The 19,679-nt window shown below is 71.3% G+C and carries 19 protein-coding genes; 5 read left to right on the forward strand and 14 right to left on the reverse strand.

The window, feature by feature from the left end; all coding sequences use genetic code 11:
- Window positions 1-221: 221 nt before the first annotated feature.
- Entirely contained in the window at window positions 222-704 is a 483-nt protein-coding gene (locus tag ACFSL4_RS03345) for an ATP-binding protein (RefSeq protein WP_381078182.1), read from the reverse strand.
- Between the two features lie 161 nt (window positions 705-865).
- Here ACFSL4_RS03345 and ACFSL4_RS03350 point away from each other — a divergent pair, with 161 nt between their 5' ends.
- Both ACFSL4_RS03350 and ACFSL4_RS03355 read left to right on the forward strand, forming a co-directional pair.
- Window positions 866-1,705: a helix-turn-helix domain-containing protein gene (locus tag ACFSL4_RS03350; RefSeq protein WP_381078185.1), complete on the forward strand. Its 840-nt coding sequence runs from the start codon at window positions 866-868 to the stop codon at window positions 1,703-1,705.
- Window positions 1,702-1,908 (forward strand): DUF397 domain-containing protein, encoded by a 207-nt coding sequence (locus tag ACFSL4_RS03355; protein WP_381078188.1) that lies wholly within the window; start codon window positions 1,702-1,704, stop codon window positions 1,906-1,908. Before ACFSL4_RS03350 ends, ACFSL4_RS03355 begins: the two co-directional genes overlap by 4 nt.
- A gap of 209 nt (window positions 1,909-2,117) precedes the next feature.
- Here the strand turns inward: ACFSL4_RS03355 and ACFSL4_RS03360 are convergent, their stop codons facing one another.
- From ACFSL4_RS03360 to ACFSL4_RS03380, 5 genes are all read right to left on the reverse strand, one after another.
- Window positions 2,118-3,824, reverse strand: coding sequence for a bifunctional uroporphyrinogen-III C-methyltransferase/uroporphyrinogen-III synthase (locus tag ACFSL4_RS03360; protein ID WP_381078191.1), 1,707 nt, complete (start codon window positions 3,822-3,824; stop codon window positions 2,118-2,120).
- Window positions 3,821-4,828 (reverse strand): hydroxymethylbilane synthase, encoded by a 1,008-nt coding sequence (gene hemC / locus ACFSL4_RS03365; protein WP_381078193.1) that lies wholly within the window; start codon window positions 4,826-4,828, stop codon window positions 3,821-3,823. Before hemC ends, ACFSL4_RS03360 begins: the two co-directional genes overlap by 4 nt.
- Window positions 4,825-6,603, reverse strand: coding sequence for a glutamyl-tRNA reductase (locus tag ACFSL4_RS03370; protein WP_381078196.1), 1,779 nt, complete (start codon window positions 6,601-6,603; stop codon window positions 4,825-4,827). Before ACFSL4_RS03370 ends, hemC begins: the two co-directional genes overlap by 4 nt.
- Window positions 6,600-7,358: a redox-sensing transcriptional repressor Rex gene (locus ACFSL4_RS03375; RefSeq protein WP_381078198.1), complete on the reverse strand. Its 759-nt coding sequence runs from the start codon at window positions 7,356-7,358 to the stop codon at window positions 6,600-6,602. The genes ACFSL4_RS03370 and ACFSL4_RS03375 overlap by 4 nt, the downstream gene beginning before the upstream one ends.
- A gap of 386 nt (window positions 7,359-7,744) precedes the next feature.
- Complete coding sequence (locus ACFSL4_RS03380; RefSeq protein ID WP_381078201.1) at window positions 7,745-8,020, reverse strand: glutaredoxin family protein; 276 nt, start codon at window positions 8,018-8,020, stop codon at window positions 7,745-7,747.
- Window positions 8,021-8,192: 172 nt separating this feature from the next.
- On the opposite strand from ACFSL4_RS03380, the gene ACFSL4_RS03385 reads away from it, so the two are divergent.
- From ACFSL4_RS03385 to ACFSL4_RS03395, 3 genes are all read left to right on the forward strand, one after another.
- Entirely contained in the window at window positions 8,193-9,119 is a 927-nt protein-coding gene (locus ACFSL4_RS03385) for an HAD family hydrolase (protein WP_381078204.1), read from the forward strand.
- 463 nt (window positions 9,120-9,582) lie between these two features.
- Window positions 9,583-10,359 carry an ECF subfamily RNA polymerase sigma factor, BldN family gene (locus ACFSL4_RS03390; RefSeq protein WP_381078207.1) on the forward strand — a complete coding sequence of 259 codons (777 nt, stop codon included), beginning with the start codon at window positions 9,583-9,585 and terminating at the stop codon, window positions 10,357-10,359.
- A 286-nt stretch (window positions 10,360-10,645) separates the two neighbouring features.
- Window positions 10,646-11,866: a DUF5667 domain-containing protein gene (locus tag ACFSL4_RS03395; RefSeq protein WP_381078210.1), complete on the forward strand. Its 1,221-nt coding sequence runs from the start codon at window positions 10,646-10,648 to the stop codon at window positions 11,864-11,866.
- An 80-nt stretch (window positions 11,867-11,946) separates the two neighbouring features.
- Here the strand turns inward: ACFSL4_RS03395 and ACFSL4_RS03400 are convergent, their stop codons facing one another.
- From ACFSL4_RS03400 to ACFSL4_RS03435, 8 genes are all read right to left on the reverse strand, one after another.
- Entirely contained in the window at window positions 11,947-13,002 is a 1,056-nt protein-coding gene (locus tag ACFSL4_RS03400) for a lysophospholipid acyltransferase family protein (protein WP_381078212.1), read from the reverse strand.
- Window positions 13,003-13,016: 14 nt separating this feature from the next.
- Window positions 13,017-14,078 carry an NAD-dependent epimerase/dehydratase family protein gene (locus ACFSL4_RS03405; RefSeq protein ID WP_381078215.1) on the reverse strand — a complete coding sequence of 354 codons (1,062 nt, stop codon included), beginning with the start codon at window positions 14,076-14,078 and terminating at the stop codon, window positions 13,017-13,019.
- 288 nt (window positions 14,079-14,366) lie between these two features.
- Window positions 14,367-14,465 carry a 30S ribosomal protein bS22 gene (locus tag ACFSL4_RS03410; RefSeq protein ID WP_003948845.1) on the reverse strand — a complete coding sequence of 33 codons (99 nt, stop codon included), beginning with the start codon at window positions 14,463-14,465 and terminating at the stop codon, window positions 14,367-14,369.
- 142 nt (window positions 14,466-14,607) lie between these two features.
- Window positions 14,608-14,820, reverse strand: coding sequence for a helix-turn-helix domain-containing protein (locus tag ACFSL4_RS03415; protein ID WP_019981034.1), 213 nt, complete (start codon window positions 14,818-14,820; stop codon window positions 14,608-14,610).
- Between the two features lie 130 nt (window positions 14,821-14,950).
- Window positions 14,951-15,766: a phosphatase gene (locus ACFSL4_RS03420; RefSeq protein ID WP_381078236.1), complete on the reverse strand. Its 816-nt coding sequence runs from the start codon at window positions 15,764-15,766 to the stop codon at window positions 14,951-14,953.
- Between the two features lie 550 nt (window positions 15,767-16,316).
- Window positions 16,317-17,489, reverse strand: coding sequence for an acetoin utilization protein AcuC (locus ACFSL4_RS03425; RefSeq protein ID WP_381078217.1), 1,173 nt, complete (start codon window positions 17,487-17,489; stop codon window positions 16,317-16,319).
- Entirely contained in the window at window positions 17,440-18,657 is a 1,218-nt protein-coding gene (locus tag ACFSL4_RS03430; RefSeq protein WP_381078219.1) for an MFS transporter, read from the reverse strand. The genes ACFSL4_RS03425 and ACFSL4_RS03430 overlap by 50 nt, the downstream gene beginning before the upstream one ends.
- A 291-nt stretch (window positions 18,658-18,948) precedes the next feature.
- Window positions 18,949-19,593 carry an HAD family hydrolase gene (locus ACFSL4_RS03435; RefSeq protein WP_381078221.1) on the reverse strand — a complete coding sequence of 215 codons (645 nt, stop codon included), beginning with the start codon at window positions 19,591-19,593 and terminating at the stop codon, window positions 18,949-18,951.
- Window positions 19,594-19,679 lie beyond the last annotated feature (86 nt).

A 19,679-nucleotide genomic window follows, 5' to 3' on the forward strand; every position in this document is an offset into this window, starting at 1 on the left:
ACCAGGACGGCAAGAGTGCTGCGCGCCTCACGCCGCAGTGTGCAGCGCGGGCGAAGGTCGCGGTGAGAGCGAGGATCGAGACCGTGCCCCCGTAGAACACGGCGGCAATCGTGGAGAGGAGCCCGACCGTCATCGGGTACGCACCTTTCTCCCCGTTCGAGCCGCCCGGCTCGCGGTCCGGGACGGGCGATGATGCGTTCCTCTCTGCCATACGCGCGCCGTCAACCGGGGCCTGTACGCCGCCCGTCCATGACCCCGGCGAGATCGATCTCCGCCCATACGCTCTTGCACGGCACCGGCCCGCACCGCACGCCCCAGCGGTCCGCCAACTCCTCGACCAGCAAAAGCCCGTAGCCGGACGCGGCAAGGGGGCCACCGGTGGCATGGATGCGGGTGGGCAACCGGTCGCCCCGGGTGTCGGCGACTTCGATGCGCAGCACCGAGGACGCGGTGACGAGGAGGGTCAGGCGGAAGCTCCGCCCGGGGATCCGGCCGTGCACGGCGGCGTTGGCGGCGAATTCGGCGACGACGAGCCGGGCAGGGTCGAGGGGCAGCTCCCACGAGCGCAGTTGCTCCGTCGCCAGGAGCCGGGCCAGGCGGGCTCCGCGGCGGGTGGCGGAGAGCGGCACGGAGAACTGGCGCGGCGGGGCGCCGGAGGCCGGTGCGGTAGCGGAACTGCTGGTTCGGGTGATTCGGTCCGTCACGTCACACAGCGTGGCCGCGCGCGCATAGCCTGTGAAGGCCCGGTGCCCGTGCGGATGGCGGATGTCCAGGTGTGATCCGGCCTTTGTCCGGGGTGTACGGGGTGACGCGCGCCGGGCGATCGACGTTGGACACGGGCGGCGTGGTGGAGGGCGGTGGCGACGTGAGCGACTGGGATGCGGGGCTGGAGGACGACGAGGCCGGGGCGGTGATGAGGACCGTCGCGCGGCAGTTGAAGCTGTGGCGGGAGGCCGCCGGCATGACCCAGGCGGAGTTCGGGTCGGCCATCGGGTACGGGGAGGAACTGGTCTCGTCCGTGGAACGGGGCCGGCGCATTCCCCGGCCCGAGTACCTGGACGCGGCGGACCAGGTCCTGGGCGCGGAAGGCAAGATCGCGGCGATGAAGGGGGACGTGGCGGAGGCTCGGTACCCCAAGAAGGTGCGGGACCTGAAGAAGCTGGAGGCGGAGGCGGTCGAGCTGTGTGCCTACAACAACTCGGTCATCCATGGGCTGTTGCAGACGGAGGAGTACGCGCGGGCGATCTTCAACGCCCGTCGGCCGGCGTTCGCCGAGGAAGAGGTGGAACAGCAGGTCACCGCGCGCCTGGCCCGCCAGGAAATCCTCGGTCCCGTGACAGGACGGCGAGTCTTCAGTTTCGTCCAATGCGAGTCGACGCTTCGGCGCCCCATCGGGGGAAAGATGGTCATGCGACAGCAACTCGAACGAGTTTTGGAGGTGGCGCAGCTGCGCAACGTAGACCTCCAGGTCCTGCCTCTCGACCGTGAGGAGAACTCGGGGACGGACGGCTCGTTCAGGCTGCTCAAGCTCAACGACGGGACCACGATCGCCTTCAGCGAGGCACCCCTCAGCAGTCGTGTGATGACGAGCCCCAAAGAGACGACGGTCCTGGACATCCGCTACGGAGTCATCCGCGCCCAGGCTCTCAGCCCCCGGGAGTCCTTGGCCTTCATCGAAAAAGTACTGGGAGAGACGCAGACATGACGCCCAAGACATCAGGAGCAGCAGACACCGGCGTGGAGTGGATAAAGAGCAGCTACAGCACAGCTGACGGTCCCGACTGCGTCGAGGTGGCAGCCGCCCCCGACCGCATCCTCGTCCGCGACTCCAAGAACCCCCACGGCCCCCGCCTCCCCCTCGCCCCCACCGCCTGGGCCGCCTTCCTGCCCTACGCGTCAGAACGCTGACGCCGCGGCCGTCAAGTGGAGGGTTTGGGCCGGCTCGGGCGGCCGTCACCAGGGACGCCGAGCCGGGCGTTGGCCCAAGACCCTCCACTTGCGAAGGAGAACCCGCGGCGAAGCGATCCGCGACCGACGCCGCGCGCCGCGGACAGGTCTCAGGGGCGCCCCGCGCCCGGGGACACCCCTGAGACCTGCTGTCCGGCCCTCCGCGTGGCTCAGGTCGTGGACCGCCGCCTCCGCGCCCCCGGCCGCCGCTCGCTCGGACGGGTCACCGCGTCGCCGGCCGCCAGGGCCGCGGCGCGGCGGCGCAGGCCGAAGTCCGCCAGGGCCTCCGCCAGCTTGTGGACCGACGGCTCCGGGGCCATGACGTCCACCCGCAGGCCGTGCTCCTCCGCCGTCTTCGCCGTGGCCGGGCCGATGCACGCGATCACCGTCACGTTGTGCGGCTTGCCCGCGATGCCCACCAGGTTGCGGACCGTGGACGACGACGTGAACAGGACCGCGTCGAAGCCGCCGCCCTTGATCGCCTCACGGGTCTCTGCCGGCGGCGGCGAGGCTCGGACGGTGCGGTACGCCGTGACGTCGTCGACCTCCCAGCCCAGCTCGATGAGGCCGGCCACCAGGGTCTCCGTGGCGATGTCGGCGCGCGGCAGGAAGACACGGTCGATCGGGTCGAACACCGGGTCGTACGGCGGCCAGTCGTCCAGCAGGCCGGCGGCGGACTGCTCCCCCGACGGCATCAGGTCCGGCTTCACGCCGAAGGCCACCAGCGCCTTCGCCGTCTGCTCGCCCACCGCGGCCACCTTGATGCCCGCGAAGGCGCGCGCGTCGAGCCCGTACTCCTCGAACTTCTCCCGGACCGCCCGTACCGCGTTGACCGACGTGAACGCGATCCACTCGTAGCGGCCCGTCACCAGGCCCTTGACGGCACGTTCCATCTGCTGGGGCGTGCGCGGCGGCTCGACGGCGATCGTCGGCACCTCGTGCGGCACGGCCCCGTACGAGCACAGCTGGTCGGAGAGCGACGCGGCCTGCTCCTTGGTCCGCGGGACGAGGACCTTCCAGCCGAACAGCGGCTTGCTCTCGAACCACGACAGCTGGTCCCGCCGGGAGGTGGCGGAACGCTCGCCGACGACGGCTATCACCGGCCGGCCGCCCTCGGGCGAGGGCAGCACCTTCGCCTGCTTCAGCGTCTGCGCGATGGAGCCGAGGGTCGCGGTCCAGGTGCGCTGCCGCGTCGTCGTCCCGGCGACGGTCACCGTCATCGGGGTGTCCGGCTTGCGGCCCGCGGCCACCAGCTCCCCGGCGGCCGCCGCCACCGAGTCGAGGGTCGTGGAGACCACGACCGTGCCGTCGGAGGCGCCGACCTCGGTCCAGCAGCGGTCCGAGGCGGTCCGCGCGTCCACGAACCGTACGTCCGCGCCCTGCGCGTCCCGCAGCGGCACACCCGCGTACGCGGGCACGCCCACGGCGGCCGCGACGCCCGGCACCACCTCGAACGGAATGCCCTCGGCGGCGCACGCCAGCATCTCCTCCGCCGCGTACGCGTCCAGGCCGGGGTCCCCGCACACCGCACGGACGACCCGCTTGCCGCCCCGTACGGCCTCCATGACAAGATGTGCTGCATCCCTCATTGCGGGGGCACCAGCGGTTGTTGACGCGCCGTCGACAACCGCCAGCTGAGGCGTGCCCACGCCCGGAAACGTACCCGTGGAAGGGTCCAGGTCCGTGCGGACGAAGGCGGCGCCCACTCTGGCGTGCGTGCGCACCACGTCGAGCACCTCGTGCTCACCGACGAGGACATCAGCGTGCGCCAGCGCCTCCACGGCGCGCAGTGTCAGCAGTCCCGGATCCCCGGGTCCGGCACCGAGGAAGGTGACGTGCCCGTGTTCAAGGCCGACTGGAAGGGTGGTGGGGCTCAATGTGCTCGCTCCCCCATCAGACCGGCCGCGCCCTTGGCGAGCATCTCGGCGGCGAGTTCGCGACCGAGCGCCATTGCCTGGTCGTGCGTCTCGGGCACGGGACCGGTGGTGGACAGCTGCACCAGCGTCTGGCCGTCGGGCGTGCCGACGACGCCGCGCAGGCGCATTTCCTTGACAATCTGCCCGTCGGCCTGGAGGTCCCCCCGCTCGAGCGGAGCCGAGAATGGGGGAAGGTCGGCCAGCGCGCCCACGGGGGCGCTGCAACCGGCCTCCAGGGCGGCGAGCAGGGACCGCTCGGCGGTCACGGCGACCCGTGTGAACGGGTCGTCGAGCCCGGCGAGCGCGGCGATGAGCGCGGCATCCTGGGCGGTGTTCCCCGCCCTGCACTCGATCGCGAGGGCCCCCTGGCCGGGAGCCGGCAAAACCGTGTCGACCGACAGGAAGTCGGTCACCTCCTCGATCCGCCCGATGCGGTTGAGCCCGGCCGCGGCGAGGACCACCGCGTCCAGTTCGCCGCTGCGGACGTATCCGATGCGGGTGTCGACGTTGCCGCGGATCGGGACCGTCTCGATGTCGAGGCCGTGGCCGCGCGCGTACGCGTTCAGCTGCGCCATGCGGCGCGGCGACCCGGTGCCGATGCGGGCGCCGCGGGGCAGGTCGGTGAGCTTCAGGGCGTCCCGCGCGACGATCACGTCCCGCGGATCCTCGCGCACCGGCACCGCGGCCAGCGCCAGCTCCTCGGGCTGCGCGGTGGGCAGGTCCTTGAGGGAGTGCACCGCGAAGTCCACCTCGCCGCGCAGCAGCGCGTCGCGCAGGGCCGTCACGAACACACCGGTGCCACCGATCCGCGCGAGGTGCTCGCGGGACGTGTCACCGTAGGTGGTGATCTCCACGAGCTCCACGGGCCGTCCGGTCAGCCGGCTCACGGCGTCCGCGACCTGCCCGGACTGGGCCATGGCCAGCTTGCTGCGCCTGGTCCCCAGCCTCAGTGCCTGCTCACTCATGCTCGCCCTCGGTTCTCGGCGTTCTCGGTGTTCTCGGTGCGCTTGGTGTCGTCGGCCCGGGAGACGGAGGCGACCGTCTCGGGGTCGAGGTCGAACAGGGTGCGCAGGGCGTCCGCGTACCCGGCGCCGCCGGGTTCGGCCGCCAGCTGCTTGACCCGTACGGTCGGCGCGTGCAGCAGCTTGTCGACGACGCGCCGCACGGTCTGCGTGATCTCGGCGCGGTGCTTGTGGTCCAGCCCCGGCAGCCGGCCCTCCAGGCGGGCGATCTCGTTCGCCACCACGTCGGCGGCCATGGTACGCAGCGCGACCACGGTCGGCGTGATGTGCGCGGCGCGCTGGGCGGCGCCGAAGGCGGCGACCTCGTCGGCGACGATCCGTCGCACCTGGTCGACGTCGGTGGCCATCGGAGCGTCCGCGGACGCCTCGGCGAGCGACTCGATGTCGACGAGGCGGACCCCGAGCAGCCGGTGCACGGCGGCGTCGATGTCCCGCGGCATCGCGAGGTCGAGGAGCGACAGGACGGGCGCGGGGCGGGGGATCTCCACGGCCTGCTCGGGGCGGCGCCGCTCCGGGATCCGGCCGCTCGTGGCGACCGTCGCCACGAGCGCGCTGATGACCTCGGCCTCGGCCTCCGGGTCGAGCACGGCAGCGCCGACGGCGGCCGCGCGGCCGCCGCGCTCCTCCACGGCGCCCTTGTCCACCCACACCGCGTGCTGCTCCAGTTCGGTGGTCGCCATTCCGGCGACCGCCGCCTCGCCCGCCACCGAGAAGCCGGCCGTGCCCTGAACGGCCGCCACGTCGAGGGGGCAGCCGTCCTCGCCGCCGAGGCCGGCCGACGCGGGCTCGTCCCGTACGGGGGACGGGCCGGCCGTACGGGCGGACCTGGTGGCCGGGGCCGGAACGGACCGGACCGCGGGGGTGACCGGGCCGCCCATACGGCCCTCGACCGCCTCCGTGACCGCCTCGGCCGTGAGGACCAGGCCGGTGGCGCCCGTGCAGGACACCGCGACGTCGGCACGTGTCAGCTCGTGCGGCACCGTCTCCATCGGTACCGCACGTGCCGACACGTCCGTGTCGTCCGTCTCCGTCAGGATCTGCGCGAGGCGCTCGGCACGCTCCAGCGTGCGGTTGGCGATCACGACCTCGGCGACCCCGGCGCGCGCGAGGGTCGCGGCGGCCAGCGAGGACATGGAGCCGGCACCGATCACGAGGGCGCGCTTGCCCTTGGCCCAGTCCCCGACCGGCGCCCCGGAGGACAGCTGCTCCAGACCGAAGGTGACCAGGGACTGCCCGGCCCGGTCGATACCCGTCTCGGAGTGGGCGCGCTTGCCGACCCGCAGGGACTGCTGGAACAGGTCGTTCAGCAGCCGTCCGGCGGTGTGCAGCTCCTGCGCGGTGGCCAGGGACTCCTTGATCTGGCCGAGGATCTGGCCCTCGCCGACGACCATCGAGTCCAGTCCGCAGGCCACCGAGAACAGGTGGTGGACGGCCCGGTCCTCGTAGTGCACGTACAGATAGGGGGTGAGCTCGTCGAGGCCCACGCCGCTGTGCCGGGCGAGCAGCGTGGACAGCTCGGCGACGCCCGCATGGAACTTGTCCACGTCGGCGTACAGCTCGATCCGGTTGCAGGTGGCGAGCACCGCGGCCTCGGTGGCCGGCTCGACGGCGACCGTGTCGTGGAGGAGTTTGGCCTGGGCGTCCTCGGCCAGCGCGGCCCGTTCCAGGAGGCTGACCGGAGCGCTGCGGTGGCTCAGCCCGACGACGAGGAGGCTCATGCCGGCATCACGGCGGGAACGTCCCCGTCGGGCCCCTGGTCGGAGGAGTCCTTGACCACGGCGACGGCCGGCAGGGCCTCGGCCATGGCTTCCTCTCCGGCCTTGCGCTGCTCGTGGAAGGCGAGGATCTGCAGCTCGATGGAGAGGTCGACCTTGCGCACGTCGACGCCGTCCGGGACGTTCAGCACGGTCGGCGCGAAGTTCAGGATGGAGGACACGCCCGCCGCCACGAGCCGGTCGCAGACCTGCTGGGCGGCCCCGGCGGGAGTGGCGATGACACCGATGGACACGCCGTTGTCCTTGATGATCTTTTCCAGGTCGTCGGTGTGCTGGACCGGGATGCCGGCGACCGCCTTGCCCGTGAGCGCGGGATCGGCGTCGATCAGTGCCGCGACCCGGAAGCCGCGGGAGGCGAACCCGCCGTAGTTGGCCAGCGCCGCGCCGAGGTTACCGATACCGACGATCACGACCGGCCAGTCCTGGGTCAGGCCCAGTTCGCGGGAGATCTGGTAGACGAGGTACTCGACGTCGTAGCCCACGCCCCGGGTCCCGTACGAGCCGAGGTAGGAGAAGTCCTTCCGCAGCTTGGCGGAATTGACCCCGGCGGCCGCGGCCAGCTCCTCGGAGGAGACCGTGGGGACCGAGCGCTCCGACAGCGCGGTCAGGGCTCGGAGGTACAGCGGAAGCCTGGCGACGGTGGCCTCGGGGATCCCTCGGCTACGGGTCGCCGGTCGGTGAGTTCGGCCAGTTGCCACGGTGCTCCTGCGGGTAGAGCGGGGCTGCAGGCGGTCACACGTCCCCAGACCGCCCCGTCGAATGCAGGCTATGTCTTTGTGAACGCGTGCACAAAGATGGTGTCCGATTTGCCCGGCCAACGTGACCGGGGTCACGCGCCCCCGGCGCATCCGCAGGGAACCGGCGCACGGCCGCCATCGTTCCTCTTCTCTTGGGGGCAAGGCCGCCCCCTCCTCTCAACATCCATGCCCCCGAGACCAGTTGCCGTCGATCCTAGGCGACTTTCCAGACCACTTGGACTGGTCGGTCAGGTATCGATTCGGGGTCATGACCGGCCCCTCCCTCCGGCGTGTTGTGTTCGCCACGTGGAATCCGGAGGACCCCGCGCGGGAGACCTCGACGGGCCCTACGCGAGGGCTTTGCGCAGGCGTTCCTCGTTCACGCGCCAGAACGTGTGCTGCTCGCCGTCGATCAGCACCACCGGGATCTGCTCCCAGTACCGCCGGTGGAGCTCCTGGTCCTCGGTGATGTCCTTCTTCTCCCAGGAAACACCGAGGTCGCCGCAGACCCTCTCGACGACGGCCTGCGCGTCGTCGCACAGATGGCACCCGGGCTTGCCGATCAGGGTGACAAGCCGGTCCTGGGGGTTCTTCCGCCGAAAGATGGGACTCATGCCGGCCATTCTCGCTCCAGCGGGCCCGAAGGGCGCCCGGGCGCCATAACCCGGCGACCGCCGACGACGCCCCGGCGACACGCCCGCGGAGTGACTTCTTTAACGACACGGCCCCGGAGAGTTCACGGCCTGCAAACCTCTCAGGACCGGAAGCCCCGAACTGAATGGCTATGCTCGCGTCATGGCCGCTCTAGGATGGCTCACTCCCCGTAGGCGCTCCGCCACGGCGCGGAGCGTGTTGGCAGGCGAGGCCTCGGCCGAGGCGGCGCGCAAGTCCTCCCAGGACACCGCCCCCCAGGAGGTCTCCGACCAGGAACCCCAGTTCCCGGTGCTCGGCGACGACAGGGCCGCCGCGTTCTTCGACCTGGACAACACCGTCATGCAGGGCGCAGCGCTGTTCCACTTCGGCCGGGGCCTGTACAAGCGCAAGTTCTTCGAGACCCGGGACCTGGCGAAGTTCGCCTGGCAGCAGGCGTGGTTCCGGCTGGCCGGGGTCGAGGACCCCGAGCACATGCAGGACGCGCGGGACTCGGCGCTGTCGATCGTGAAGGGCCACCGTGTCGCCGAGCTGATGTCGATCGGCGAGGAGATCTACGACGAGTACATGGCCGAACGCATCTGGCCGGGCACCCGGGCGCTGGCCCAGGCCCACCTGGACGCGGGCCAGAAGGTGTGGCTGGTCACCGCCGCGCCGGTCGAGATCGCCACGGTGATCGCCCGCCGCCTCGGCCTGACCGGGGCCCTGGGCACGGTGGCGGAGTCGGTGGACGGCATCTACACCGGCAGGCTCGTCGGCGAACCGCTGCACGGCCCCGCCAAGGCGGAGGCGGTACGCGCCCTGGCCACGGCGGAGGGCCTGGACCTGTCCCGGTGCGCGGCCTACAGCGACTCCCACAACGACATCCCGATGCTGTCGCTGGTGGGGCACCCGTACGCGATCAACCCGGACGCCAAGCTCCGCAAGCACGCCCGCGACTGCGACTGGCGCCTGCGCGACTACCGCACGGCCCGCAAGGCGGCGAAGGTCGGACTGCCGGCCGCGGCCGGCGTCGGCGCGGTGGCCGGCGGCACGGCGGCGGCCATCACCCTGTACCGCCGGCGCCGCTGATCCCGCACGCGCCGCGGATCCCAGCCGGGCATCCGGGCCGGCCGGGCCGGGACCGGACCAACCGTTGCCGGTTCGTGACCAAACCGTGCACCGGCGACCACGCCGGTCAACCCGCCGTTCCGTCACCCAGCGTGACCGCGGTGCGCCCGGCCTGGAGGGCGGCGCATTCCACGCGCCCCACCCCTCCTTCTCCCCACCACTCCCCTCGTGTCCACCCGGCCACAACACGCCCCGTTCCCAGCCGGAAGGCGGACCGATTCGGTCAACAAGTTGTCATTGTGCGGCATTTGAGCGAGCGTCAATCGGTTACAGAAGCGACGTAATCGGTGATTTGAGCAACCGGGTGTAATGCTGCCTGTACTAAGCGTTATTCTCCTCAGACGCATACCGGTACCCCTCCGTCGCCACGACGGGTGAATGGTTCCGCACTGCACGTGATGGAAGCTCTGCCTCTGGGAGTCTCGTGTACCCACACGTCGGGGTTGACGCCTCGGGCCTGGCTACGCTGCGCGCAACGGTCCACGACCTGTTGCGAGGCTTCGTCCCCACCGCGTACGCCGTCCCCGCCTTCGCCACCGCTGCCCCCGTCGGCCCGTGCTACGCACTGGCGGACGGCAGCGCCGCGGTCGGCGGCAGGCGGGGCCGCCCCGCCTCGGCCGCCACCACCGCACGCCGCCCGGCCGCGGACAGTGACAGCGCCCGCATGATGGACCTCGTGGAGCGCGCCCAGGCCGGCGAGGCCGAAGCCTTCGGGCGCCTGTACGACCAGTACAGCGACACCGTGTACCGCTACATCTACTACCGGGTGGGAGGCAGGGCGACCGCCGAGGACCTCACCAGCGAGACCTTTCTGCGCGCCCTGCGGCGGATCGGGACCTTCACCTGGCAGGGGCGTGACTTCGGTGCCTGGCTCGTCACCATCGCCCGCAACCTGGTCGCCGACCACTTCAAGTCCAGCCGTTTCCGGCTGGAGGTGACCACCGGGGAGATGCTCGACGCCAACGAGGTCGAGCGCTCCCCGGAGGACTCCGTCCTCGAGTCCCTCTCCAACGCCGCGCTGCTCGACGCCGTGCGCCGGCTCAACCCACAGCAACAGGAATGCGTGACGCTGCGTTTCCTGCAGGGTCTCTCCGTCGCCGAGACCGCCCGGGTGATGGGCAAGAACGAGGGCGCGATCAAGACCCTCCAGTACCGGGCGGTCCGCACCCTCGCCCGGCTCCTGCCCGAAGACGCCCGCTGACGCGGCCCACCACGGCCACCCCGGCCGTCACGGCCACACCGGATCGCATATGCGGCGCATACGCTCCGCGACATTCAACTCACCCAAAGTACAGGTCGGTTGACTTCGTGGTCCGATCATCCGTCGTCCGTAACCCAAGTGCCGAGCCGCTCGTTGTGCGGGATACAGGCTCCCTGCGGTCACTCCCCGACGGCCCCCGATCACTCGATCGTGTGGACGTGGTCGGGGCGTGCAACCCTCAGGCCCCCTGGGGAGTCGACCGTCATGACGAGAGGAGGTGCCGCCAGTGATCGCGAACGTATCGGCGCACCGGCGGGCGAGCGCCTTCGCCCAGGCCCTGGAGGAGCAGTCCGACGACCAGGGCACGGCAGCCCAGCGGCCCGGAGGACCGGCCCCGGCCGCCGCGGAACGCACCGAGCAGGCCCGACTGTTGACCCTCACGGCCCATCTCGGCGAGCTGCCCCGGCCGGAGCTGGATCCCGAGGTCAAGGTCGTCCAGCGCGCGCGGCTGGTGGCCGCGATGGAGGCCATGCTGCAGGAGGGCACGGCCGCGGAGGGCGAGACGGCGGACCGGACCGTGCCCCGGCAGGGTTCTTCACGCGCCCGGGGCGCCCACCGGGCAAGCCCGCTGGGGAAGTTGCGGCCGCGTACCCGGCTCACCAAGGGCCTCGCCGCGGGCGGGCTCAGCGTGGGTGTCGCCGCCGCCTCCTTCGGCGGGGTGGCCGCCGCGAGCTCCGACGCCCTGCCCGGTGACTCGCTCTACGGCCTCAAACGCGGCATCGAGGACGTCAAGCTCGGCCTGGCCGACGGGGACGTCGACCGCGGCCGGATCTATCTGGACCAGGCGTCGACCCGGCTGAACGAGGCCCGCCGGCTGATGGAGCGCGGCCGCGGCGGCCACCTCGACCACGAGTCCCTCGGCGAGATCCGCCGCACCCTGTCCGGCGTGCAGCACGACGCGTCCGAAGGCCACCGCCTGCTGCACGAGGCATACGAGCGCAACGGCTCGCTCGGCCCCATCCAGGCGCTCTCCGCCTTCTCCGCGTCCCACCGCGACACCTGGGGCGCCCTGCGCGACCGGCTGCCCGTCCAGCTGGGCGACGTCAGTCAGCAGGTGTCGTCCGTGTTCGACGCCATAGACCAGGAAGTGGCCCCCCTGCAGTCACTGCTGCCGCAGTCGCCGTCCCGGGACGGCTCCGGTCGGCACCAGACTCCGGGGACGGACACCACCGGCTCGACCGGCACGGGCGGCCCGGCACCCGGCACCACCGGCGGCTCCACCACCGGCAGCACGCACGACGACCGGCCCGAGCCGTCCGCCTCCAGGAGCGGCGGCGACGGCCTGCTCGGCGGCAGCACCGGCGGCCTGCTGGACCCGCCGAAGGACAGCGCCAGCGGTTCGCCCTCGTCTAGCACCAGCCCGACGACCGCCCCGGACGTGACGCTTCCGCCCCTGCTCCCGGGCCTTCTGCCGGGGCTGGGCATCGACAGCGAGAACAGCGGATAGCTCCGCGCTCATCGCTCCTACGAGGACGGGGCGCCCCCTGCGAAAGGGGCGCCCCGTCCTCGTACGCGGCGTACCGCGGTTCAGAAGAAGACCGACCTGCGCTGCACCAGCAGCTTGTACAGCGTGTGCTGGATCTGCTCCCTGACCTGGTCCGTCAGGTTGAACATCAGCATCGGGTCCTCGGCCGCCTCCGGCGGGTAGCCGTCCGTGGGGATCGGCTCACCGAACTGGATGGTCCACTTCGTCGGCAGTGGGATCGCGCCCAGCGGGCCGAGCCACGGGAACGTCGGAGTCATCGGGAAGTACGGGAAGCCCAGCAGGCGGGCCAGCGTCTTCGCATTGCCGATCATCGGGTAGATCTCCTCGGCCCCGACGATCGAGCACGGGATGATCGGCACTCTGGCGTGCAGTGCCGTGGAGACGAAACCGCCGCGGCCGAAGCGCTGCAGCTTGTAGCGCTCGCTGAACGGTTTGCCGATGCCCTTGAAGCCCTCCGGCATCACCCCGACCACCTCGCCGCGCTCCAGCAGTCGCTGGGCGTCCTCCGCGCACGCCAGTGTGTGGCCGGCCTTGCGGGCCAGCTCGTTGACCACCGGCAGCACGAACACCAGATCCGCGGCCAGCAGCCTCAGATGACGGCCCGCCGGGTGGTTGTCGTGCACGGCGACCTGCATCATCAGGCCGTCCAGCGGCAGCGTGCCGGAGTGGTTGGCGACGATCAGCGCCCCGCCCTTCGACGGGATGTTCTCGATCCCCTTCACATCGACCCGGAAGTATTTCCCGTACAGGGGCCGCAGCAGCGACATCAGGACCTGGTCGGTCAGCTCCTCGTCGTAACCGAAGTCGTCGACCTCGTAGTCGCCCGTCAGACGTCGCCGCAGAAAGGCCAGGCCCCCGGCGATGCGGCGCTCCAGGCCCCCCTCCCGGGGTTCCCGGCGCCCGGCCTGCGGCGGATCCTCACGTGTCACAGGACCATCATCCTGCGGGTTCGCCCGGCCGGGCAGGGGCTGGACTTCGCGGACCGCCGCGGGCTCGCCCTTGCGCCGGCTCCCCGCGCCCCGGCGCCGCGGCGGTCGCTGCGCGGCAGCTCCGCGGGACCGGTCGTCGTCGAACGGAATGACCTTGGCGTCCGCCATCGTTGATGCGCTCCTCAGTTGGCGCTCTGCGTCGGGGGGTGACCGCCGCCCAGGACGGGCAGTGCGGCAATCCGGTCGACGGCCCCCGCGAGGGCCTCCGGGGGCAGCAGTCCGGGGCCGCGGCTGTGCGCGAAGTCCGCGAAGGTCTCCGCGGTCGTGTACTTGGGCTCGTATCCGAGCGTCTCACGCATCTCGTCCGTCGACACCACCCGGCCGTGGGTGAGCAGCCGGATCTGCTCGGGTGAGAAGTCCGTCATACCCAGGGTGCGCATCGCCGAGCCGAACCAGGTGACCGCGGGCAGGAGCAGCGGCACGGTGGGCCGGCCGAGGCGGCGCGCACACTGCGACAGCAGCAGCACCCCGTCACCGGCGACGTTGAAGGTGCCGCTGTTGAGCGTGGAGCGCCGCGGCTCGTGGGAGCCGATCCGCAGCACCTCGATCACATCGTCCTCGTGGACGAACTGCAGCCGCGGGTCGTAGCCGAAGACGGTGGGCAGCACCGGCAGCGAGAAGTACGAGGCGAGGGGTGAATCGGCGCCCGGGCCGAGGATGTTGGCGAAGCGCAGCACGCACACGGCGACATCGGGCCGGCGCCGCGCGAAGCCCCGCACATACCCCTCGACCTCGACGGTGTCCTTGGCGAAGCCTCCGCTGGGCAGGGACTTGGGCGGGGTCGTCTCGGTGAAGACCGCCGGGTCCCGGGGCGCGGACCCGTACACGTTCGTACTGGACTTCACGACGAGCCGCTTGACGGTCGGGGATTTCTGGCAGGCGCCGAGCAGTTGCATGGTGCCGATGACGTTGGTCTCCTTGACCGTGGCCCGGCTGCCGCTGCCCAGCGGGGTGCCGGTCACGTCCATGTGGACGACCGTGTCGACGGAGTGCTCGGCGAGCACGCGGGCGATGGTGGGCTGGCGGATGTCGGCCCGGACGAAGTCGGCGCCGCCCAGATGGTGCTCGGGCGGGACCGCGTCGACCGCGACGACGCGGTCGACGTCCGGGTCACGCTGGATCCGTCGTACGAACCGGCCGCCGAGCCGGCGGGCCACTCCGGTCACGAGCACGACCTTCCCCAAGATCAGCGCCTCTCTTCCCGTTGCGTCCGGTCGTGGACGCAGCTGTGCCCGCTAGCCTGCCGCGTTCCCCGTGTGCGGCCAACTTATCGGGTCGATGTCGCGCTGTGATGACCACCCGATGCAGTAAGTGACCGCAGCCCCGTCCGAACGATCAGACCAAGCCATTCGGACTCACCGTCGTACGCACGGCCGCATCCGGCCAAAACGACAATGACCCCCCACCAGGGGTGGGGGGTCACCGTGTGCGCGCTCGCGCACAGAAGCAAGGGCGCCCTTGCGGGCCGCGTCCTACTTCTTGTTACGACGCTGAACGCGCGTGCGCTTGAGCAGCTTGCGGTGCTTCTTCTTGGCCATCCGCTTGCGCCGCTTCTTGATAACAGAGCCCACGACTACCCTCGCTCACTTCTCATCACTCGGTGCTGGGCGCCATGGGCCCACACGACCTACGAGGGGCTAGCCTACCCGCCCGAGCGCTGAGGTCGTAATCGAGGTGACCCGGCAGGTCCCAACAGGCCCCGCCGGGCCGTCGTCAGGCCGTCTCCACCCCCACGTAACTCTCGCGGAGATAATCGTGAACCGCCTGCTCCGGCACCCGGAAGGACCTTCCCACCCGGATCGCCGGCAGATGACCGCTGTGCACCAACCGGTACACGGTCATCTTCGACACTCGCATCACCGAGGCGACTTCCGCCACGGTCAGGAACTGAACCTCGTTCAGAGGCCTCTCGCCAGCTGCAGCCATGACACACCTGAACCTTCCGCACTCGACGGCCACCGGCTTCCCCTCCCGGTGACTCTTCGTCGTTGCGTGCTCACTCCCCAGACTAGGGGCGGGTGATGCAAGTGGGGAAGAGGGGATGGCATCGGCGGCCCTACTGTGACAGACACGCTCGATTGAGTACATAGCGAGTAAGCGGCCGGTAGTAAGCAGACCGCACAGCGTCATCGAGTGGAACGGCGACGGACACGCGCCCCTCCGCCTCACCGACGAAGAGCGCCGGATCGTCCGTATCGGCCAGGCCCATGGCGTCGAAACCCAGCTGACCTGCCCCGCAGACCCACCCGTGGTCCCCGATGACGAGCTCGGGCAGCGGCCCGCCGGCCTCGGCCGCGACCGCCAGCGCGGTACGGACCGGGAGCGGCGAGTGGGTGTGTGCGCCCGTCTCACAACCGGCGGTCCCGGGCCTCGGTTTCCGCACGAACGCGACACCTCGTACGTAATCAAGGTTGCACGTGCGTAGGCCGAACCGGGTCGTTATGTCGACACAGCGACCCTGCGCCGGGGTGAGAACAGCACATCCTGCCGCCGACAGAGCGTCCGCGAGCGCGGCGTAGAAACCGAGCAGCCGGTGCGGGTGTCCGGTGCCGAGGAGGACCGGCACCCCGTCCCGCGCGGCCTTGCCGATCCGCCGCGCGAAGGCGTCGAGCGCCTCCAGCGTGCGCTCCGGGTCGATCACATCGTGACCGGAGGTGTGCCGGGGATCGGCCGAAACCCCACACCTGTCGGCCATCAACGCCATCACCTCCCGTTGCCCCCACGTCCCTTCGGGATCCAGACCGATCAGAGCGCGGGGATCGCGGGCGGCGAAGAGCCGATAGCTGCGCAGGCTCTCCTCGCGCGTGGTGGCCACGGGCCCGGCGAGCCGGGCGGCCAGCAGGTGCGCACGCAGCGCTCCGGTGCTCAACACGTCAGCGATGCTGGCCCATTCGTCCTGACCACAGCCCCGAAAAGCGGAAAACACCCCACAGTCGGCGTAACCCCACGCCCCTCGCCCACGTCCGGCCCACAGCACCGCCCCGACTCCACGCGCACCCACGGTGCCACGGGCGGCGCCGGCGCCCGGCGCCGGGTCATTCGCCACGCGGGCGGAGGATCGCAGTCAGGGGCCACGTCCGCGAACAGCGGCCCACGGGCGGGGACCGGAACCACGGGCGGCGCACGGCGCACGGATATACCGGGGGCCCGGGGGCCCAGGGGCCCGGGGGCCCAGGGGCGGGAACTGCAGGCGACGGGCGACAGGCGCGGCGGACCGCTTCCGCGGCCGGACGGCGCGCGGCGGTGCCCGCGAGCCGCTGACATACCGCGGACCCCGCCCGCGGACGGGCGGCAGACGGCCGTGCCCGGCCGTCTGCCGCCCGTCCGAGGCCGCCGGTGGACGATCACCGTCGCGGGCGGCCTCCGTGGCGTGCTCGGCGCCGGGCCCGTCGGCCTGCGGCCTGGCCTCGCGGCGAAGCCCGCTACGGCAGCAGTCCGCGCAGCGGGAACACCGCCTTGCGTGTGGCGAGCACCGCCTGGTCCAGCCGGTCCGCCGGGTCGTACCCCGCCTCCCAGTCCGCGTACTCGACCGGCCACCGGCCGTCGGTCATCCGCATCGGCGCCAGCTGCCGTGTCCGGGCGTACACTTCCCGCCGCCAGCTCTCGGGGATCACGGTCTCCGGCGCGATCGGCCGGCCCACCGCGATCGCCACCAGATGCGTCCACGAGCGCGGGACGACCTCGACGACCGCGTACCCGCCCCCGCCCAGCGCGACCCAGCGCCCGCCGGCGTACTCATGGGCGAGGTCGTGACACGCGGCCTGCACGGCCCGCTGCGCGTCCAGCGACACGGCGAAATGCGCGAGCGGGTCCTCGAAGTGGGTGTCGGCGCCGTGCTGGGTGACCAGCACCTGCGGCCGGAAGCCGGCGATCAGCTCCGGCACCACCGCATGGAACGCCCGCAGCCACCCGGCGTCCCCGGTCCCGGCCGGCAGCGCCAGGTTCACCGCGCTGCCCGGCGCGTGCTCACCGCCCGTCTCCTCCGGCCACCCGGTCTGTGGGAAGAGGGTCCGCGGATGCTCGTGCAGCGAGACGGTCAGCACCCGCGGATCGTCCCAGAAGACGGCCTGCACACCGTCGCCGTGGTGCACGTCCACATCCACGTAGGCGATCCGCTCCGCGCCCAGCTCCAGCAGCCGGGCGATGGCGAGCGCTGCGTCGTTGTAGATGCAGAACCCGGAAGCGGCGCCCGGCATCGCGTGGTGCAGCCCGCCCGCGAAGTTCACCGCGTGCAGGGCCTCCCCCCGCCACACGGCCTCGGCCGCCCCCACCGACTGCCCGGCGATCAGCGCGGACACCTCGTGCATCCCGGCGAAGGCGGGATCGTCCGTGGTACCGAGCCCGTACGCACCGTCGGCCGACGCCGGATCCGCGGACGCGGCCTTCACGGCCCGCACGTACTCCTCCTGGTGCACCAGCCGCAGCGTCGAGTCGCCCGCCGGTTTCGCCGAGACCACGCCGGCCTCCCGGTCGAGCCCGAAGGTGTCGACGAGTTTCCTGGTCAGCGCGAGCCGGACCGGATCCATCGGATGGTCCTGACCGAAGTCATAGCCCGTTACCGCCTCGTCCCACATCAGCTGTGCACGCCCGCTCATGCCCGTCACCGTATCGGTCCGCCGCGGGCGCGAACGAGCGGGCATACACCAGCGTCACCAGGACCAACGCCATCGGCACAAGCATGGCGCCGCGGTAGTTCCAGGCGTCCCCGAGCGCGCCCACCAACGGCGAGCCGATCAGAAAGCCCACGTAGTTGAAGATGTTCAGCCGCGCGATGGCCGTGTCCGAAGCCCCGGGGAACAACCGCCCCGCGGCAGCGAAGGTCTGCGGCACCAGTACGCACAGCCCGAGACCCAGCAGGGTGAATCCGAGCATCCCCACCCAGGCCCCGGGCGCCCCCGCCACCACGGCGAACCCGAGCGCCGCCAGCAGCGCCCCGAGCCGCACGACGGCCGCGGCCCCGAACCGCCGCACCCCGAAGTCCCCGATGGACCGGCCGAGCAGTGTGGTGACCATGTAGACGTTGTACGGGACGGTCGCCAGCTGCTCCGAGCTCCCGAGCGTGTCCTGCAGGTACTTGGCGCTCCAGTTGGAGACGGTGGAGTCCCCGATGTACGCGAACGTCATCACCAGGCAGAGCGGCAGCAGCAGCCTGAAGACGACGGGGCCGGGGTTTCCGCTCCGCTCCGGGGCGTCCACCACGGGCGCGCTCGCGTCGACGTACCACCGGCTGCCGGCCAGTGTTCCCGGCAGCAGCACCGCGACGACGGGCAGATACGACACCCACAGCGCCAGATGCCAGTGCGCGCCCATCCAGGCGAGCGACGCGCCGACGATCCCGCCGAGGCTGTACACCGCGTGAAAACCCAGCATGATGCTGCGCCCGTACGTCCGCTGGAGACTGACCCCGAGCATGTTCATGGAGGCGTCCAGCGCGCCCACGGCCAGCCCGAACGCGGCCATCGCGATCGCGAGTTCCGCCATCTGCCGCCCGGCTCCGACGCCGAGCAGCGAGAGCAGCACCACGGGCTGCGACCAGCGGAGCAGCCGGCTGGGCCGCACCCGCTTGACGAGCTGCTCGGTCGCCACGCTGCCGACGCCGGCCAGGACCGGCACCGCTGCGAGGAAGACGGGGAGCAGGGCGTCGGACACCCCGTACCGGTCCTGAATGGCCGGAATCCGGGTCACCAGCAGGGCGAAGACGGCGCCCTGGGCGAAGAAGCCGAACGCCAGCGAGGCCCTGCCGCGCCGCAGCACATCAGTCATGGCGGCGAGCGTAGGGCTCCGGCTTACCGGTGGGTAGATCCAGCCGAAGATGATTTTTGTTCAGCTTCACCGGGCGACCACGAGGGCGGCAACCCGTTCGCCTGGGTCTCGCGACGGCGTTCACGAAGAGGATGAGCGCGGCGAGCGCGTTGACCTTCCGCTCCCGGGCCGCAGCCCATCCGGTCCGCACGGCCGGCACCACACTGCTGAGGGCGAGCGCCGTGAGTGTGCTCACTCCGAGACCGCTGACGAATGTCAGCGCCGGTCCCACGACCCGTGTCACCGCCGGAGTCATATGAGCAGGTCGGTCAACTCCCCCAGGCTGGAGAAGAGGTGCGTGGCTCCGGCGAGCCTGTCGGCGGGCGTCATGGCGGTGAACCCGTACACGTCCATCCCCGCGGCCACGGCGGCCTGCACCCCGAGTGGACTGTCCTCGACGACGACGCACCTCTGCGGCGCGACTCCCATCCGCTCGGCGGCGTACAGGAACAAGTCGGGGGCGGGCTTCCCCCGCCCCACGTCCTGCGCGCTGAAGACCCGGTCCTGGTCGAACCACCGGTCGAGCCCCGTCGTCCGGTGACCGACCCGGATCCGCTCATGGCTCCCGGACGACGCCACGCAGTACGCCACCCCGTCCGCCGCCAGCTTCTCCAGCACCTCCATGGCCCCGGCGACGGGCTTCAGCTCCCGCTCGAACGCGGCGAAGACACTCGTGTGGAAGACGTCGTCGAAGTCGGCCGGCAGCCTCTGCCCCGTGCGCTCCTCGATCATGTCGTGCACGCGATGCATGGCGGCACCCATGTAGTCGCGCAGGGAGTCCTCATACGTGGTCGGGTGCCCCAACTCGGTGAGGTAGGTGGCGAGGAGCCGGTTGGAGATGGGCTCGCTGTCGACGAGGACGCCGTCGTTGTCGAAGATCACCAGGTCATAGCGCATGGGTACGAGCCTAAACGCAGAAAACCCCGCACCATGAGGTGCGGGGTTCTCCCACAATTAGTTCGGCGGCGTCCTACTCTCCCACA

It is taken from the genome of Streptomyces caeni, from assembly GCF_042678285.1.
Lineage (GTDB): Bacteria > Actinomycetota > Actinomycetes > Streptomycetales > Streptomycetaceae > Streptomyces > Streptomyces caeni.

Excerpts from the sequence above, each read along its gene's own strand:
- ACFSL4_RS03355 (WP_381078188.1), top strand. The coding sequence starts at position 1,702 with ATGACGCCCAAGACATCAGGAGCAGCAGACACCGGCGTGGAGTGGATA.
- ACFSL4_RS03415 (WP_019981034.1), bottom strand. The coding sequence starts at position 14,820 with ATGGCTGCAGCTGGCGAGAGGCCTCTGAACGAGGTTCAGTTCCTGACC.
- ACFSL4_RS03435 (WP_381078221.1), bottom strand. The coding sequence starts at position 19,593 with ATGCGCTATGACCTGGTGATCTTCGACAACGACGGCGTCCTCGTCGAC.
- ACFSL4_RS03385 (WP_381078204.1), top strand. The coding sequence starts at position 8,193 with ATGGCCGCTCTAGGATGGCTCACTCCCCGTAGGCGCTCCGCCACGGCG.
- ACFSL4_RS03400 (WP_381078212.1), bottom strand. The coding sequence starts at position 13,002 with ATGGCGGACGCCAAGGTCATTCCGTTCGACGACGACCGGTCCCGCGGA.
- hemC (WP_381078193.1), bottom strand. The coding sequence starts at position 4,828 with ATGAGTGAGCAGGCACTGAGGCTGGGGACCAGGCGCAGCAAGCTGGCC.
- ACFSL4_RS03380 (WP_381078201.1), bottom strand. The coding sequence starts at position 8,020 with ATGGCCGGCATGAGTCCCATCTTTCGGCGGAAGAACCCCCAGGACCGG.
- ACFSL4_RS03370 (WP_381078196.1), bottom strand. The coding sequence starts at position 6,603 with ATGAGCCTCCTCGTCGTCGGGCTGAGCCACCGCAGCGCTCCGGTCAGC.
- ACFSL4_RS03430 (WP_381078219.1), bottom strand. The coding sequence starts at position 18,657 with ATGACTGATGTGCTGCGGCGCGGCAGGGCCTCGCTGGCGTTCGGCTTC.
- ACFSL4_RS03425 (WP_381078217.1), bottom strand. The coding sequence starts at position 17,489 with ATGAGCGGGCGTGCACAGCTGATGTGGGACGAGGCGGTAACGGGCTAT.